Source organism: Natronorubrum bangense, assembly GCF_004799645.1.
In the GTDB taxonomy this organism is placed as follows: Archaea; Halobacteriota; Halobacteria; order Halobacteriales; family Natrialbaceae; genus Natronorubrum; species Natronorubrum bangense.
On the sequence record NZ_CP031305.1, the window covers coordinates 1,707,027 to 1,721,413 of the forward strand.

16 protein-coding genes and 1 tRNA gene are annotated in these 14,387 nt (G+C 61.3%); 6 read left to right on the forward strand and 11 right to left on the reverse strand.

The annotated features are described in order from the left end of the window. The first annotated feature begins 185 nt into the window (after positions 1–185). Complete coding sequence (locus tag DV706_RS08500; protein ID WP_006065051.1) at positions 186–497, forward strand: DUF7091 family protein; 312 nt, start codon at positions 186–188, stop codon at positions 495–497. Positions 498–539: 42 nt separating this feature from the next. Here the strand turns inward: DV706_RS08500 and DV706_RS08505 are convergent, their stop codons facing one another. Further along, positions 540–770, reverse strand: a complete 231-nt coding sequence (locus DV706_RS08505) for a CDGSH iron-sulfur domain-containing protein (protein WP_006065050.1) — start codon at positions 768–770, stop codon at positions 540–542. A 123-nt stretch (positions 771–893) separates the two neighbouring features. On the opposite strand from DV706_RS08505, the gene DV706_RS08510 reads away from it, so the two are divergent. Beyond that, positions 894–1,187 (forward strand): DUF7521 family protein, encoded by a 294-nt coding sequence (locus DV706_RS08510; RefSeq protein WP_049889669.1) that lies wholly within the window; start codon positions 894–896, stop codon positions 1,185–1,187. Between the two features lie 136 nt (positions 1,188–1,323). Here DV706_RS08510 and DV706_RS21430 read toward each other — a convergent pair whose 3' ends face one another. The 3 genes from DV706_RS21430 to DV706_RS08520 form a co-directional block, all read right to left on the reverse strand. Further along, positions 1,324–1,761, reverse strand: coding sequence for a hypothetical protein (locus DV706_RS21430; RefSeq protein ID WP_161569794.1), 438 nt, complete (start codon positions 1,759–1,761; stop codon positions 1,324–1,326). A 184-nt stretch (positions 1,762–1,945) separates the two neighbouring features. Continuing rightward, a tRNA-Thr gene (locus tag DV706_RS08515) sits at positions 1,946–2,017 on the reverse strand. Between the two features lie 93 nt (positions 2,018–2,110). Beyond that, a complete protein-coding gene (locus DV706_RS08520; protein ID WP_006065047.1) occupies positions 2,111–2,884 on the reverse strand; it encodes a DUF7114 family protein in 774 nt (257 codons plus the stop codon). A gap of 61 nt (positions 2,885–2,945) precedes the next feature. Here DV706_RS08520 and DV706_RS08525 point away from each other — a divergent pair, with 61 nt between their 5' ends. Both DV706_RS08525 and DV706_RS08530 read left to right on the forward strand, forming a co-directional pair. Beyond that, entirely contained in the window at positions 2,946–3,656 is a 711-nt protein-coding gene (locus DV706_RS08525; RefSeq protein WP_006065046.1) for an enoyl-CoA hydratase/isomerase family protein, read from the forward strand. A 70-nt stretch (positions 3,657–3,726) separates the two neighbouring features. Then, positions 3,727–4,266: a GNAT family N-acetyltransferase gene (locus DV706_RS08530; RefSeq protein ID WP_006065045.1), complete on the forward strand. Its 540-nt coding sequence runs from the start codon at positions 3,727–3,729 to the stop codon at positions 4,264–4,266. Positions 4,267–4,388: 122 nt separating this feature from the next. Here DV706_RS08530 and DV706_RS08535 read toward each other — a convergent pair whose 3' ends face one another. Both DV706_RS08535 and DV706_RS08540 read right to left on the reverse strand, forming a co-directional pair. Further along, on the reverse strand, positions 4,389–5,183 hold the full coding sequence (locus tag DV706_RS08535) for an NAD+ synthase (protein WP_006065044.1): 795 nt from the start codon (positions 5,181–5,183) through the stop codon (positions 4,389–4,391). A 414-nt stretch (positions 5,184–5,597) separates the two neighbouring features. After that, positions 5,598–6,032, reverse strand: a complete 435-nt coding sequence (locus tag DV706_RS08540; RefSeq protein WP_006065043.1) for a universal stress protein — start codon at positions 6,030–6,032, stop codon at positions 5,598–5,600. A gap of 545 nt (positions 6,033–6,577) precedes the next feature. On the opposite strand from DV706_RS08540, the gene DV706_RS08545 reads away from it, so the two are divergent. After that, positions 6,578–7,432 carry an NAD(+)/NADH kinase gene (locus DV706_RS08545; protein WP_006065042.1) on the forward strand — a complete coding sequence of 285 codons (855 nt, stop codon included), beginning with the start codon at positions 6,578–6,580 and terminating at the stop codon, positions 7,430–7,432. Positions 7,433–7,472: 40 nt separating this feature from the next. Here DV706_RS08545 and DV706_RS08550 read toward each other — a convergent pair whose 3' ends face one another. The 3 genes from DV706_RS08550 to DV706_RS08560 all read right to left on the reverse strand — a co-directional run bounded on the left by DV706_RS08550 (position 7,473) and on the right by DV706_RS08560 (position 10,357). After that, positions 7,473–8,093, reverse strand: coding sequence for a DsbA family oxidoreductase (locus DV706_RS08550; RefSeq protein ID WP_006065041.1), 621 nt, complete (start codon positions 8,091–8,093; stop codon positions 7,473–7,475). A 125-nt stretch (positions 8,094–8,218) separates the two neighbouring features. Next, entirely contained in the window at positions 8,219–9,001 is a 783-nt protein-coding gene (locus DV706_RS08555) for a hypothetical protein (protein ID WP_006065040.1), read from the reverse strand. Between the two features lie 435 nt (positions 9,002–9,436). Then, on the reverse strand, positions 9,437–10,357 hold the full coding sequence (locus tag DV706_RS08560) for a nucleotidyltransferase domain-containing protein (RefSeq protein WP_006065039.1): 921 nt from the start codon (positions 10,355–10,357) through the stop codon (positions 9,437–9,439). Positions 10,358–10,875: 518 nt separating this feature from the next. Here DV706_RS08560 and mptA point away from each other — a divergent pair. Next, positions 10,876–11,808, forward strand: a complete 933-nt coding sequence (mptA, locus tag DV706_RS08565; RefSeq protein ID WP_006065038.1) for a GTP cyclohydrolase MptA — start codon at positions 10,876–10,878, stop codon at positions 11,806–11,808. A 29-nt stretch (positions 11,809–11,837) separates the two neighbouring features. Here the strand turns inward: mptA and DV706_RS08570 are convergent, their stop codons facing one another. Both DV706_RS08570 and DV706_RS08575 read right to left on the reverse strand, forming a co-directional pair. After that, positions 11,838–12,641, reverse strand: a complete 804-nt coding sequence (locus DV706_RS08570; protein ID WP_006065037.1) for a TrmB family transcriptional regulator — start codon at positions 12,639–12,641, stop codon at positions 11,838–11,840. An 85-nt stretch (positions 12,642–12,726) separates the two neighbouring features. Beyond that, positions 12,727–14,376: a DUF255 domain-containing protein gene (locus tag DV706_RS08575; RefSeq protein ID WP_006065036.1), complete on the reverse strand. Its 1,650-nt coding sequence runs from the start codon at positions 14,374–14,376 to the stop codon at positions 12,727–12,729. Positions 14,377–14,387: the final 11 nt, after the last annotated feature.

The window sequence follows — 14,387 nt, forward strand, 5'->3', positions numbered from 1 at the left end:
GCGAAAGTGAATTTCGAGACGTCGAATCAGCTGGTTACGGAGTGATCTGGCTTCTCTGCGGAGTCGGTCGCGGGTTCTCACCGTTGTCGAGATGGGGCTGGCGAAGCCGCTTTAGCGTGCAATCTACGCTCACCACTCGTGTCTCAGCGACGGGACTATGGGCCCTGCGGCCTAACAGGTCGGTAATGTCGGATCGTCGTCGCCTCGAGCGATTCCTTCGTTCGAAGCTTCAGGAGGCTGGTCAGCAGTACGAAGAGGTTCGCGGCTCGACGACCAAGCAACTCGAAGAGGCTCGTGAGGCGTACGAAATAGCGAAAAACGCCCGCAGCATTCCCTCAGACGAGAAGGGACGGGCGAAAATCGTCTGTCGTCGGTACGCCGAACAGCGGGCGGCGATGCTCGACGATCAGTATCGACCGGCCTGTTTCGAGGCGGATCATCCCGACTGTGAAGGCTGTGTGGAAGACGTTCGCGAGGGGCGGATCGAAACCTGGTAAGCGCAGTCGTGATCCAGTTTCAGACCGTCACGCCACTTGATGCTACTCGTCGTCTGTTGTGACGACGCGCTCGACGACCGACCGCTCGCCGTTTTCGTACACGTATGTCGTCTCCGACTCCTCGTCGTCGGTCTGTCGGTGGCTCCCATCGCAAAACGGGAACGACTCTGCGAGCCCACACTGACAGACTGCGATATCACCCTTCGATTCGTCGATATCCGATGGCTCCAGTTTCCGCGGGCCTGTGGCCTCGAGTTCGACTAGTCGTGTCATGACACTGCATTCGGGTGGCGAGGATGAAAAGCAACTGGTCGCAATCTGACACCGACCGTGGCTGTTATGGTCGTGAACACAAGGTACTTGAGCGCTGTTTGTGATTTCGAAATACGAACCAGTATGAGTTTTCACGATACAGGGCTGTCGATCGCAATCCTGCTTGCAGTCGTTAAGACGCTTATTCTGCTCGTGGGGAGCGTTATCACGTTTTTTGCGTACAAAGCGTACCGCCGGACCAGACAGCGCGCGCTTGGGCTTCTCGCCGTTGGGTTTGGTCTCGTCACGCTCGGGTTGGTGCTTGCCGGCCTCCTCTATGAGCTGCTTGGAGTGTCGTTGATGATGGGGATTCTCCTCGAAAGCCTGCTGATGTTTGCCGGCTTCCTCATTATTGCACACTCGCTGTACGTCACGTAACAGGCCGATATTGTGTGCGCTCTGCGTCCGTGACAGCGATGATACCGGAATCGTGAGCGGTCAATACCGTCGACAGCTCCGCCAGGATGAACGATACCACAGGAAGTGACGGTCGACCATCCCGTGGTGAGACACGTCACTCGACGACTTCTCTATGGATTTCGTTGAGTGTTTCCTCGAGGTCGTGTTGCCGGTGTTCAAGTGTTGCAATCCGCTCGCGGAGGACGGTTTCGGACTCGGACGTGTGTGCTGGTGATGTCGAACTCCGTTGACGAGGAGGGCTGTGACGACGGTCTTCCAGTGGTGTCTGTGGTTGCCGATCAAATCTCCGTTTTGGCCCCGAGTTGCTCTTCTCCGATTCGGTGTCCGTCGCGAGCATTCGTTTCCAGCCGTCAAGCCAGAGTTCGTACGCGCGCGAGTAGTGTTCCATGGCTTGGGTACTCTCCTGTAGGCCGTCGACGATTGCTTGTTGCGTTTCGATGTACGTACTGCTGATCTCTTGGTACTCCTCGAACGCATCAGTAATGCTTTCCACTCCCCTATAGGGCGAGGCGATGGCTTGAGAGTCGGTCATTCCGAATAAGGTGTCACCGACTCTCGGCATGAAAGTTTGGACGTATTCCATATCCTGACCGTCAAGTGTGACATAACCAGAGCGTATTCACTCGAGAGTACACGTCTGTGGGTATCTGTTGACTGCTTACACTTCGAGACGTGTCCGCGAGAAGCAGCTATCGAGATGAACGTAGAACAATAAGAGCCTAGGCCGGGATTTGAACCCGGGCTCTCGTCCTTACCAAGGACGCGCTTTACCGCTAAGCTACCCAGGCACGCATCTTGTCGTTGTCGCGAGTTAACTTTATGAGTTTCGATTCGACACCGGGCGTGGGGTGGTATGGCTCACCCCGATCCGGGCTTTCGTGTCAGTGGTCCGTCGCCGATGTCGCTCGGTCGGTCGTGTGTTCCTCGAGCGAGTGTTCCGAAAGCGACGGCTCGTGACCATCGAGACACTCGGTTGCGGGCGGGAAGACAGTGCCGGCGTCATCAGCAATCGTCTCCGCAGTGGCGAGCAGGTGCGGCGAGGGTGTGGTCCCGACGGCGGCAGTCCCGGTGAGAACGGCGAGTTCGAGGATGTCGTGTTCTAGGTTGGCATCGACCGTCGCCGGATCGGCGGCCGTCTCGCGGCGGGTTTGATCGCGGCCGAACGTCTGGACCGTCCGAACGGCCTTCCCGGCCGCATCGGTTCGGGCGAGCAGATGAAAACCACGGGCGACGAGGATGTCGGCGGCGAGAATCGCGAGGTCGCCAGTGTTGCTCTCGGTGGCGTCGCTCTCGTTCGCCCAGGGCTCGTCGTGGGCGAGCAACCGTGTGAGACGCAATCCTTCGTAAATGAGCTGGACGCCGGCAGCCTGTGTGGCAAGCGGTTCGTGGTTGATCGGCGTGTCGTCGGCTGTGCTGTGTTCGGTGGTGTGGCCGTCCTCGTGGTCCGACACCGATCGATCGGTCGGCAGATCGGAGTTGAAGCCGGGGACATCGCTTCCGTCGGACGCTGCCGCGGTGGCACTCTCGAGGGTGAGAACACCAGGAACCATCGATGCCTCGTCAAGGACCGCCTCGATGTAGTCGTGTAGCTGCGGCGGTTCGACGTCTGCGATTGCCTCGGAGGCGGCCCGCCGACAGCTGTCGGCTTTTTCCATTGGCAGGGGGTTACGACGGAGGAGGCAAAGACCTTTGGAAACGTCGGGTAGACTGGCGTATATGATTGATGTCGAGATCGATGCTGACCGTTCTATCCGGACCGTGACGATCGACCGCCCCGAGACGCGCAACGCCTTGAGTATCGAAGGTCTCGAGGCCCTCGAGTCGGCGATCGACGACGCCGACGAGGCCGTCATCTATCTCCATGGGAACGGCCCGGCGTTCTGTGCAGGGGCCGATCTCACGGCTGTCAGCGGGCTGGATGGCGACCGCGAGCGAGCCGTCGAGTTCGCTCGGCTGGGCCAGCGAGTCGCCCGGGCCATCGAAGACTCGCCGGCTGTCGTCGTCGCCGGTATCGACGGTCCAGCACGCGGAGGCGGCCTCGAGTTTGCATTGGCTTGTGACGTCCGTGTCGGCACGCCCGACTCGACATACGGCGAGCCCGGCGTCACCTTCGGCTTGTTCGGTGCCTGGGGTGGCACCGTTCGGCTCCCCCGCGTGATCGGCGAGGGCGACGCCCTCGAGTTCGCGCTCTCGGGGCGAGCCGTCGACGCCGAGGAAGCACGTCGGATGGGATTGATTTCGCGGATCGAAGCCGAGCCACGAACGGTCGCTGAAGAGATCGCAGCGAACGCTTCCGATACCCTCACCGTGCTGAAACGCCGGATTCGGGACGACAGCGAACGAGCAACACAGGAACGACTCGAGGCACAGGCCTTTGGCGACCTCGTCGAGAGCCACGCCGACGATATCAATGCGTTGCTCGAGTAAGGAGCCGACAGCACCGCCCGATGTGTCCGCGACACAACCATTATTCATCGGTCGACCGTAGGAACTGTCGATGCCCGAACCGGTGTTTCTCTCCGGCGACTGCGTGGCTCTCCGGCCCATCGAAGAGGATGACCTCGAGTTCCTTCAGCAACACGTCAACGATCCGCGAGTCTGGCGGGCGATCGGTCGTTCGAAGCCACTCAATCGCGTTCAGGAACGGGCGTTCTTCGAGGATGTCGTCTGCAGTGAGGAGTCGATCCAGCTGTTGATCGTCGCCGAGTCGACGCCGGTGGGAACGGTCGGGCTGAAATCGATCGACTGGCCCTCGAATCGAGCGGAACTCGGCTACTGGATCGCACCCGATCACTGGCGCAGCGGCTACGCGTCCGATGCGGTCGAGCGGGTCGTCGCGTACGCGTTCGACCAACTCGGTCTCCACCGGATCGCTGCCCGCGTCTTCGCGTTCAATGAGCCTTCACGACGGCTCCTCGAGTCGGTCGGGTTCACACAGGAGGGCGTTCATCGGGACGTCGAGTTCATCGATGGAGAGTATCAAGACGCCTACTGGTACGGGCTGCTCGAGGACGAGTGGCGTTCGGAGACGGACTGATACGGTCTGCTGTACCATCGCGGGCGGCGAGGTCGATGATCAGCAGGAGATAACAGTCTGCGAGCGACAGTTCAGACGGCCCATCGAGGGCGTCACGTGTGGCCCCGACGACTGCCGGCCGGTCAGTGCAGCGGTTCCGGCGCCGGTGGCACCTGCCGTTTGTGCTCGCTTCGCTCGTACATTCCGCGGACTTTCTCGACGGTCGCTTCGTCGACCTCGAGCAGCCGGCAGGTCGCAGCGACCGACAACGGGCCATCGATGTGTGTCACGAGGATCGAATCGAGCGTCTCGTAGCTGATTCCGAGCTCGTCTTCGTCGGTCTGGTCGGCCCACAGTTCTGCCGTCGCCGTCTTCGAGACGAGGTCTTCAGGCACGTCCATATGGCGTGCGAGCTGGCGAACCTGTGCTTTGTAGAGATTCCCGATCGGGTGACAGTCGACGGCTCCGTCGCCGTACTTGGTGAAGTAACCGACTGCCGCCTCGCTTCGGTTGCCGGTGCCGATGACCAGCCGGTTTTCGTGGTTCGCGACGAGGTAGTTCAGGACGGCTCGAACTCGCGCCCGGGCGTTGCCGACGGCCATGTGATCGCCTTCGGCGTCGGGGTAAGCCGCAAGCAGCGAGTCGATCACTGGCTCGAGTTCGATGACGTCGTAGCTAATCTCGAGGTCCTGGGCGACTCGTTCGGCGTCGCTCATGTTCTCGTCGCTGCTGACGGTTCCCGGGAGAACGAGGCCGTGTACGTTCTCGACACCGAGTGCGTCGACGAGAAGGTAGGCAGTGAGCGTGCTGTCGATGCCACCGGAGAGGCCGAGGACAGCACCGTCGACTCCGGCAGCGTCGACCTGACTCCTGATGAATTCGGTGATATGGTCGCGCCGCTGCTCCAGTTCCGCGTCCGAAAAGTGAACGTCGGGCATGTAAATACGTATGAGTGGCTGAGCTTAATAACCACCCCTTACGCCCAATAGCTGGACGAATGTTGCGTTTTCGATCCGAAAACGGTGTTTGAAACGACAGCATGCGCAAAGAAGTATGTGTACACTGATAGATGGGCACAACCTCGTCTCATCCACAGTTATGGGGGCGTTGCGGTCCCCTCGAGTAGTAGTTACGAAAACGTCTCGAGAGATGTGACAGTCGATACGGATCGCGTTGGCTGTATTTCGGGCCCAACCCACCGGCGACTGCTTGTTGTCGGCCCACCGAATCGACAGCTGGGTGCTCTTGAGCGGCCCAAATGATCGAGGACTGTCGCTGGCTATGAATCGGCGACTCGGACGGTCTACTGTCTCGAGTTCCTGCGGTCGCGCTAGGAACTCGAGCAAACCGTATCAGGGCTCGACGTCCGGTCCGACAGTGAGAACGGGGGCGGGTGCCTGGCGAACGACTCGCTGGGAGACGCTCCCGACGACGTTGCGCTCGTACTCGTCACCGCTCGTTCCCATCACGATCAGATCGATCTCGTGTCCGTCGGCGTAGTCGACGATACACTCAGCGGGGTTGCCCGTATCGATAGCTGTCTCGACCTCGAGGCCGAGATCGAGTGTCTCCGTCGCGAGCTCGTCAACGGCATTGTGTGCGTTCGCCTGGAGGTCATCACGGACCGCCTCGACTCGGTCGTCATCGAGGACCAGAAAGGCGCGATCGTCGACGACTGAGAGGATGTGGACTGTCGCTTCTCGCGTCGCTGCAATCTCGGCTGCGTGTGCAGCAACGACTGCTGCGTGGTCGCTTCCGTCAGTGGGAACGAGGATTCGGTCGTACATCAGGGGCTATCCAGACGACTCGGGTGGATAAAAAAAGCGGTTTTTGTGGTTCTCCCCGCGTGGGAATAGCCTCCGATCGCAACCGCTCGAGATCGTTCAGTCGGGCGGCGCTGGCTGCCAGTCTCGCCCAGTAACAGGCGCTGTCGACTCCGACTTCGAGCAGTTCCGATCAGGGCGTTCAGCTGCGTTCGATTGTCACTGTTTCACGACTCTCGTGGGGTGCAACGAAGACTGCTCGGCGACACCGATAGAGAAATCGACTGCTTCTGGGGGTGAACGTTATCGTCTTGTTGCCGACGTTGACGTGAACCTCGTCATTGTCCTCGTCGAACTCCAATGGGGGTCTCGAGCTCTGCTGCGAGTTCGAATCGCGGAAATTTCTTGTTACGGTTGTCCATTGAGGCATGCGAGCCAATGCCAGTGGTGGCGGCAAAAGTATGCACACCGAACGACGCACAACACCGTCTTCCGCTCATCGACGATGAATCGGATCGACGCACGGGCGACACATGGCTTTTTTACTCCGGGATGGGTAGCCGCCGACGATGGACGTCGCCGTCGGAATCGTTGCCCAACGGAACAACGAGCGCGCACAGGACCTCGCTGCGACACTCGCCGAGACGCTCGAGTGCGAAGGCGAACACGAGCAGACGGCTGTCTCAGTCGTCGTCGACGAACTGACAGGTGAGGTGATCGATGTGCCTGCTGTCCCGGTCGCGTCGATGGCTACTCGTGACCTCGTCGTGAGTATCGGCGGCGATGGCACGCTGCTGTTCGTTGCCCGCGAAGTCGGCTCCACACCGATTCTCGGGGTCAATCTCGGCGAAGTCGGCTTTCTCAACGCCGTCGCGCCCGACGATGCTCGTGCTGTCGCCACCGACCTCGTCACGACGCTCCGTGAAACCGGTTCGCTCGAGGGTTGCGAACGCTTTCGACTCGAGGCGACCAGCGACGGCGACTGGACGCTCGAGCCGGCACTCAACGAAATCGTCGTCCACGGGCCACGCCGGGGCCACGGTGGCGGCGCGACCATCGAGGTCCGGATCGACGGCGAATGCTACGCCGAGAGTCACGCCGACGGCGTGCTCGTCGCAACGTCGGCGGGCTCGACTGCGTACAATCTGAGTGAGGGCGGGCCGCTGGTCCACCCGGCGACGAACGCGCTGGTCGTCACCCAGATGGCCGCAACCGATTCGATGCCGCCGCTGGTCGTCGACCCAGAGACTGAACTCACGATTTCGGTCTCAGGTACTGACACCGCCTACGTAATCAGCGACGGCCGAAACCGACGGCGACTCGAGCCGCCGGCGACGGTTACGGTCTCGCTTGCGGCCGAGCCGGTTCGGCTCGTCGGACCGCGAGGAAACTTCGTTGCCAGCCTTGACAAACTCGACTCCTGACGAATCGTCTATCTGGCGACCCGTTATCACTGATTCTCGATCACTCGAGAAGGCGCTCGAACCGTGCCGGTGGAACGGCTCCACGGGCGATCTGGCCGTCGTACATAAACGTCGGCACACCGGTGATTCCCCGTTGCTGAGCCATCGAAAATCGATCCTCGAGTTCCGTCCGGACGCTGTCGTCGTCGATCGCCGATCGAATCTCATCGACTGGAAGCCCGACAGCGGCTGCGATGTCAGCTAATACATCGACCTCGCCAATATCACGCCCGTCCTGCCAGAGCGCGGCATAAATCTCGTCGTCGAAGGTGGCCCACTGGTCGGGGTACTCCTGTTTGACGTACCACGCTGCCTGTTGGGCAGGCAGCGAGTCGACCTCGATCGCCAGCTCCTGGACCATCTCGACGTCGTACGCCGCCTGGAGTCGGCGGACGTTCTGTTTCGCCTGCTCGAAGTACGCCTCGTCTTTGCCGTCGTCGACATCGTGGTCGATCGAGCCGTCCGCCCTGCGCTTCCCGCTTCGGAGGTCGAACGGCTGCCAGTCGACCTCGAGTGGGGTGGCACGCGTCTCGCGGTACTGCTCGAGGGACTGGGTGCCAAGATAACAGAACGGGCAGACGTAATCGGCGTAGCACTCGAGTTGGTCGACTGTCTCGGACATACGACTGCTAACGCGCCGGGACAGAAAAGTCGATATGCTGAGTCATGACACAATTCGGATTGTCGTTGACTGATATCTGAGACGCTGGTTGCCGAAATCCCGCTGTCGGGGGTACGAAAACCCGGTTAGCGTCCGTTTGAACGCTCGCCCGCTGGTACGCCCCCACTGTCGCCGCTTTCGGCCGTTCCGGTCACGTTCGGCAGATTTGGATCTTGGTACGGGTTCCGACCGTAGGCTGGGAGCTCGTCCTCGAGTTGGGCTTTGAGCACGCGTCGAAGCCGGTTCAGACTCGTCGTATCGAGGCCGTAGTCGGCTGCGAGGCGTTTGAACGTCTCCTCGTCGGTAATATCGTGGGCACGGTACTGGCCGAACAGATCGTCCATTCGCTCGGCAGACAGCGCCTGGGCGTCGATATCGTCGAGCCCGAAGTACGCTTGCCGGTCGACGTCGACGACGTGGCGGATCACCACCAGCGCGACTTTTTCGATTGCGCGCTGGCTGCCAAACTCTCGAAGGTCGATCTCATCCATGACTCCGAGAGCGAGATCACGCTGCCACGGCGTCACGTCGAGGGCGTTACACAGCGCCTGGGTCGTTCGGAGGCGGTCGAGTCGGTGGGCGCGCTCGCTGTAGCCCGGCGTCGCCGCGTGCTGTTCGTCGTGGAGGCGACGAACGCTGTCGGAGAGATCCCCGTCGGGCGACTCCGCGCGGCCGATGACGGTCGCACTCGGCGTGACGACGCCCCACTGACGAACCGTCGAATCGCGCTGGACATCCGCTCGAGAGAGCGAGCCAGAGCCGGGTCGTGTCTCGAGGCGCCGGTCCGCCTCGTACGCTGATTGCGGGCTGTCGCCGACGGCCACGGACTGGCTGGCGTCCGGACCGGGTTCAGCACCGTCGTCTCTCATTACGTCTCGCTCGGACAGGCAGACAGAAAAAGGCTCGCTCGTCTCGAACTGCCTCCAACGAGGACTGTTCTTTCAGATAACAAGTCCTCGAACCATCGCCAGCGCTGATGCTCTCGAGGAGATGGTGTCCGCGAAAAGCCCTTCGTAGCTTCACCTTATGACCAGAGACACTTAAAGAACGTCGGCGATCAACAGCGAGTCGATCGAACGTCGTAACTGGCGAATATGAGCACTCGAGAAGCGACCGTTCTCCCGTCATAGCTCCATCTTGTGACGAGAAGTACTTAAATGAACGCAGACCGGATCAGTGCTGGACACCAGTCGCTGGCTGATGTTGAGTCCTCGAGAAGCGACCGTTCTCCCGTCATAGCTCCACCTTGTGACGAGAAGTACTTAAATGGGACACGGATCGTGACTGGAGAGACGCAGAACGAGCTACTGAACCGCAGCGATCAGGCCGTCGATATACTCGTCTAGCTGTCCGATATCGGGACCATCGCGTGCGTGTATCGCGGGATCGATCTCCTGTGGTGGGTGGGCAAAGTCGCGACCGACGGCGTCGCCGATTGTGGCGGCACCCTCGCCCGCGCGCTTGCGCTCGAGCAGCTCACGAGCGCGCTCGATCCGTTTGGCATCGAACACCGCGGGTGCCTGCTCGGTCAGGAACCGTTCGAACTCGAGGGCCGGCAGCTCGTGGCCGTCACGCTCTCCAGTGGCCTGCAGGTAGCGGGCCGACATCGCCGCGCGAGTGATCGTCAGATTCCGTTTCACCGTCGGTTTGGTCTGGGTTTCGGTGAATCGCTCGTCGCCGGCTGCGACCGTCATCGTCCCATCGTCAGTTTCGACGAGGTATGCATCCTCGAGCACGTCGATGATCGGGACGCATTCGTCGTCGTTGCGAACCAGATGGTGCGAGATGTACTTTCGGTAGTTGCTCGTCGCGATGCCGCGCCACGTGTGATAGAGCTCCATCGGGTTGTACGTCCGTTCGATGTACGCTGCGAGGTCGGCTGGATCGTATGCGGCTCGATAGCGGATCGGACTGCGAAGGATGTCGATCGCACCCTCGTTGGAGTCGGCAAGCAGGCCTGCGAACGTGCGGATGTCCCAGCCCTGAACGTCGATCTCGCCGTATTCGCGGTTGATGACCTCCGTGGGGCCGCGGAGGTGGGCGTACTGGCGCAGGTCTGTCGGTACGAAGACGACGCCGACGTCGTAGTCGCTGTCGGGACCAGCCGCCCCCCAGGCGTAACTGCCGCGGGCGACGGCCAACGCGACGGTCACGTCATACTCGGACTCGAGTGTCTCCAGTGTGTCGTCGACCGCGTCAAAGACGTGTGTCGGAACCGATTCCATAGCTGCTGTCTGCGAGTTGGACGGAGAAAGCGGTGGACCAGGTCCAAATGCCCTTCGTAGCTTCACCTTGTGACCAGAGGCACTTAAAGCCAGAGCGGCATGGTCGCAGTCGTCACTCGAGTCGTTCGATGGTCGTTGAGAACGGCAATCGTAGTGGTGACTTGCTGGTTGTGAGTCCTCGAGAACGGCGACGTCCCGTCATAGCTCCACCTTGTGACGAGAGTAACTTAAAGGCGGATCGGGACCGGAGCAACACTGCCGGTCGGCGGACACACCGGTCGCTGTGTGGGTAGTAACGCGTCAAGAAGTAACCGTTCTCCCGTCGTATCTCTATCTTGTGACTAGAAGTACTTAAAGTACCTCGAGCGTTGCAGGCCATCGTAACGAGCGGCCGGCAGTTGCCGTTGCTCGGGCCCAGCTTGCTGCTGGTGCAGTCCCGGCACTGGAGTCGATGACTGCTCATCCCGAGAATGTCGTCTTCCGAAAGGTTGAATCACATCCTGCTCTGAATGCGCACAATGAGTCACCAGTTGCCGGACGTGCAGGCGTCGTCTCCCGACGTCACCGTCGGACTGAGTCAGGTTGGCGTCACTGGCGTCGACAAACTCGTCAAGATCGCCCGCGAAGACAAGCGCCCGATCGTTCTCACTGCCGAATTCGAGGTCTTCGTCGATCTCCCTGGCTGGCGAAAGGGCGCGGACATGAGCCGCAACATGGAGGTCATCGACGAGATTCTCGAGGATGCAACTCGCGAAGAGGCCTACCGCGTCGAAGAAGTCTGTGGAGAGGCCGCAGAGCGACTCCTCGAGAAACACGACTACACCTCGAAAGCCGAGGTGTCGATGGAAGCAGAGTTCATGCGCCGCGAGCAGACACCCGCAAGCGACCGTGAGACCCAACACACCGTCGATATCATCGCCTCGGCGACGGCGACCGAAGACGGCACGCGCGAGGAGATCGGCGCAGAGGTCACCGGGATGACCGTCTGTCCGTGTTCGCAGGGGATGTCCACCTCACGCGCGAAAGAGACGCTGCAGAATCTGGGCGTCGAAGACGAGACGATCACGGCGTTCTTGGACGAAGTCCCTCAGCCCGGCCACTCGCAGCGAGGGCATGCAACGCTGACCGTCGAATCTAGCGGCGACCCGCAGATTGATCTGAACGATATCATCGACGTCGCCCGCGACTCGATGAGTGCCCGGATCTACAACCTCGCGAAACGACCCGACGAGGATCACATGACCTACGCGGCCCACGCCGACGCGAAGTTCGTCGAGGACTGTGTGCGCGCGCTGGCCGACGGCGTCGTCGACGAGTTCGATCATCTGCCAGACGACGCAGTGATCACAATGGCCCAGTCCAACGACGAGTCGATCCACCAGCACAACGCCCACGCCGAACGCATCGTCGAGATGGCGACGCTACGCAAGGAAGTCAACGGCGACAACTGAGACCGATCTGTCTGCCCGACTCGAGATGCTCAGAACTCGAGCGGCTCTGCCTCGTCCCACCGGGGGGCGAACTCCTTGTGGACGTTCGCAGCGAACTCGGGGTCTTTGAGGTCGATCATACCGAACGCCTCGCTCGAGGCGAGTGGGTTCGGTACCTGAATGCAGACCTCGACACCATCGATAATGTTGAACGAGCCCGTGACGTCGTCGTTCGTCCGCACGTCAAAATCAGACCGTTGCTGTAAGGTTTCTCGGTACCGCTTGCCCACATCTTCGGAAAGCGACGCCACCATCTCGCGAGTCAACAGGAGATCAACCGAGACACCCCGGTCGAGGGCGTCTTCGAGTTGAGCGTTAACCTGCTCGCTGACGGTCTGGAGGTCCCATTGGGGGGCCGGATCCGCAGAGACCATCACGATGTGATCGTCGGCGGCTGCAAGCCGCTCGAGCAGCAGGTCGATCGTCTCTTCAGGGCCGACGGCAGCGGTCCAGAACTGATCTTCGACCGGCTCGGCGGCGTCAAGTTCGTCGGCCAGTTCGTCGACGATCGACGCATACTGGTCTGCCTTCTCCTCGAGTTCGCGTTTCTTGTCGTCGAGCAGCCGATCGAGCGCCGTCGCAGGCTCGACGGCGACGTACTTTTTCGGCCGGCTTGCGGTCTGGCTCCGGACGAGATTGTACTGCTCGATGCTGTTGAGGACGTCATAGATCCGCCCCATCGGCACGTCGCTCGCGCGTGACAACTCCTTGGCTGTTGTGGGGCCGGTGTTGAGCAATGCCCGATATGCTCGAGCTTCGTACTCCGAGAGCCCGAGATCCCTGAGACTGGCCATGTGATGACCGACCAACTGAAGAAACATAAACGCTGTGGTGGTTTGATCGCTGTTCAGTTTTCCATCGCAGCAGCGCCTGTCGGCGTTACTCGAGGATCGACTGAACGCGGTTACTCAACTCGGCGGGGGTTTCGGCACGATCTGAGACGAACTCGCCGCGTTCGGCCCGGGCTGTTCCGGCCTCGAGGGTGTCAGCAGCCGGGACGACGACCTTCTCGTGGTCGGCGAGTCGCAGGGCAGCTCGGTGGAGGTCGGTGCCGGGCTCGTCGCCGACCGTGATCACGAGCGGGCCTTCGAGCAGCCGCGAGACAGTCGTTGCGTAGCCTGCGATCTGGACGCCAAAGCGATCGCTCGCACCGGCGAACGCCTCGAGTGTTTTCCGGGCGAGATCACGATAGCGCTGTGTCTCCGTGAGGACTGAGAGCTCGAGCAACGCGTCCGCGATTGCGACGTTTGCGTCGAGTGGCCGGAGCGGTCGGTCAAGCAGACCGGCACCGACCGCAGGGCCGTCGAAGAACGAGTCTTCGTCATGCAGCTGCTCGATCGTCGCGTCTGCGACCGCAGTTGCGTCCGCAAGGACGGCCGGTTCGAGCGTACTCGCGGCGGTCGTCAGCGCCGCCAGCGTACGAGCCTGATTGAGCAACAGCGGGATCGGCTCGCCGTTCTGTTCGCGTTCCGTGCTTCCCTCAAGCGTGTGAGCGACGATGCCGTTAGTAAGCAGGTCTTCCTGAAGCGTCTCGAGTGCGCGCTCGGCGTACCGGCGCGCACGTTCGTCGTCGGTGTAGGCGTAGTACGTACACAGCCCCTCAATCGCCAGCGCGTTGGGGCCAGCGAAGACGCCCTTGTCGACCGGCGGCTCGGCTGCACTGGCGCGGTCGGTCGCATCAAGGGTATGCGCATCGTCCTCACCGGGAGCCTGGCTGTTCCCAAAGGCGTCGGCATCGTCGTTCCACAGCGTCGTCGTGAGATACTCGACCGTCCGTTCGGCGGGCTCGCGATACACGTCTTTGCCCGTGTGCAGGTAGGCGTTTGCGAACGCCCGAACGAGCGCGCCGTTGGAATCAAGCAGTTTCTCATGGTGGAGCCCAGACCAGTTCGATTCGCTTGCAAAGCGATAGAAGCCGCCGTCGTACTCGTCTAACAGATTCGCGCTGACTGCATCGAACGACCGCAGCGCCATCTCTCGGTCACGTTTGAGCGCAAACTCGAGGGCGTCAGGGAGCGGGAACTTCGGACTGTCTCCCCAGCCACCGGCGACTTCGTCGTACGTTTCGGTAAGCTGGCCGAGCATCGCGGCTTCGACGTCGGCTGTCAGTTCGCCCGCGGGTGGGCTGTCTTCTCGGAGTGGCCGCGGGATCCGTCCGGCACCGCTTCCTTTGGTGTCCCACATGGTGCGAACGCTGTCGAGTACCTGACGCATTCCGTCCGTTCCGAGATAGCCCGCGCCAGTCAGTACGGAACCGTCAGGGGCGAGAAACACCGTCGACGGAAAGCCGCCCATGTTGTATCGATCACGCACGCGCGGGTGACGGTCGGCGTCGACCCGGACTGGCACGAAACTATCGTTGATGTTGGCCGCGATTCGTGGCTCGGCGTAGGTCGTGCGGTCCATCTCGTGACAGTGATCACACCACGTCGCAGTGAGCGAGAGCAAGACGGGCATATCTGCCTCCGCTGCCTCGTCGAAGGCTTCCTGTCCCCACTCGCGCCACTCGACACGCGTCGGATCGTTCATATCGGTGTCTC

Excerpts from the sequence above, each read along its gene's own strand:
- DV706_RS08500 (WP_006065051.1), top strand. The coding sequence starts at position 186 with ATGTCGGATCGTCGTCGCCTCGAGCGATTCCTTCGTTCGAAGCTTCAG.
- DV706_RS08505 (WP_006065050.1), bottom strand. The coding sequence starts at position 770 with ATGACACGACTAGTCGAACTCGAGGCCACAGGCCCGCGGAAACTGGAG.
- DV706_RS08510 (WP_049889669.1), top strand. The coding sequence starts at position 894 with ATGAGTTTTCACGATACAGGGCTGTCGATCGCAATCCTGCTTGCAGTC.
- DV706_RS21430 (WP_161569794.1), bottom strand. The coding sequence starts at position 1,761 with ATGACCGACTCTCAAGCCATCGCCTCGCCCTATAGGGGAGTGGAAAGC.
- DV706_RS08520 (WP_006065047.1), bottom strand. The coding sequence starts at position 2,884 with ATGGAAAAAGCCGACAGCTGTCGGCGGGCCGCCTCCGAGGCAATCGCA.
- DV706_RS08525 (WP_006065046.1), top strand. The coding sequence starts at position 2,946 with ATGATTGATGTCGAGATCGATGCTGACCGTTCTATCCGGACCGTGACG.
- DV706_RS08530 (WP_006065045.1), top strand. The coding sequence starts at position 3,727 with ATGCCCGAACCGGTGTTTCTCTCCGGCGACTGCGTGGCTCTCCGGCCC.
- DV706_RS08535 (WP_006065044.1), bottom strand. The coding sequence starts at position 5,183 with ATGCCCGACGTTCACTTTTCGGACGCGGAACTGGAGCAGCGGCGCGAC.
- DV706_RS08540 (WP_006065043.1), bottom strand. The coding sequence starts at position 6,032 with ATGTACGACCGAATCCTCGTTCCCACTGACGGAAGCGACCACGCAGCA.
- DV706_RS08545 (WP_006065042.1), top strand. The coding sequence starts at position 6,578 with ATGGACGTCGCCGTCGGAATCGTTGCCCAACGGAACAACGAGCGCGCA.
- DV706_RS08550 (WP_006065041.1), bottom strand. The coding sequence starts at position 8,093 with ATGTCCGAGACAGTCGACCAACTCGAGTGCTACGCCGATTACGTCTGC.
- DV706_RS08555 (WP_006065040.1), bottom strand. The coding sequence starts at position 9,001 with ATGAGAGACGACGGTGCTGAACCCGGTCCGGACGCCAGCCAGTCCGTG.
- DV706_RS08560 (WP_006065039.1), bottom strand. The coding sequence starts at position 10,357 with ATGGAATCGGTTCCGACACACGTCTTTGACGCGGTCGACGACACACTG.
- mptA (WP_006065038.1), top strand. The coding sequence starts at position 10,876 with ATGAGTCACCAGTTGCCGGACGTGCAGGCGTCGTCTCCCGACGTCACC.
- DV706_RS08570 (WP_006065037.1), bottom strand. The coding sequence starts at position 12,641 with ATGGCCAGTCTCAGGGATCTCGGGCTCTCGGAGTACGAAGCTCGAGCA.
- DV706_RS08575 (WP_006065036.1), bottom strand. The coding sequence starts at position 14,376 with ATGAACGATCCGACGCGTGTCGAGTGGCGCGAGTGGGGACAGGAAGCC.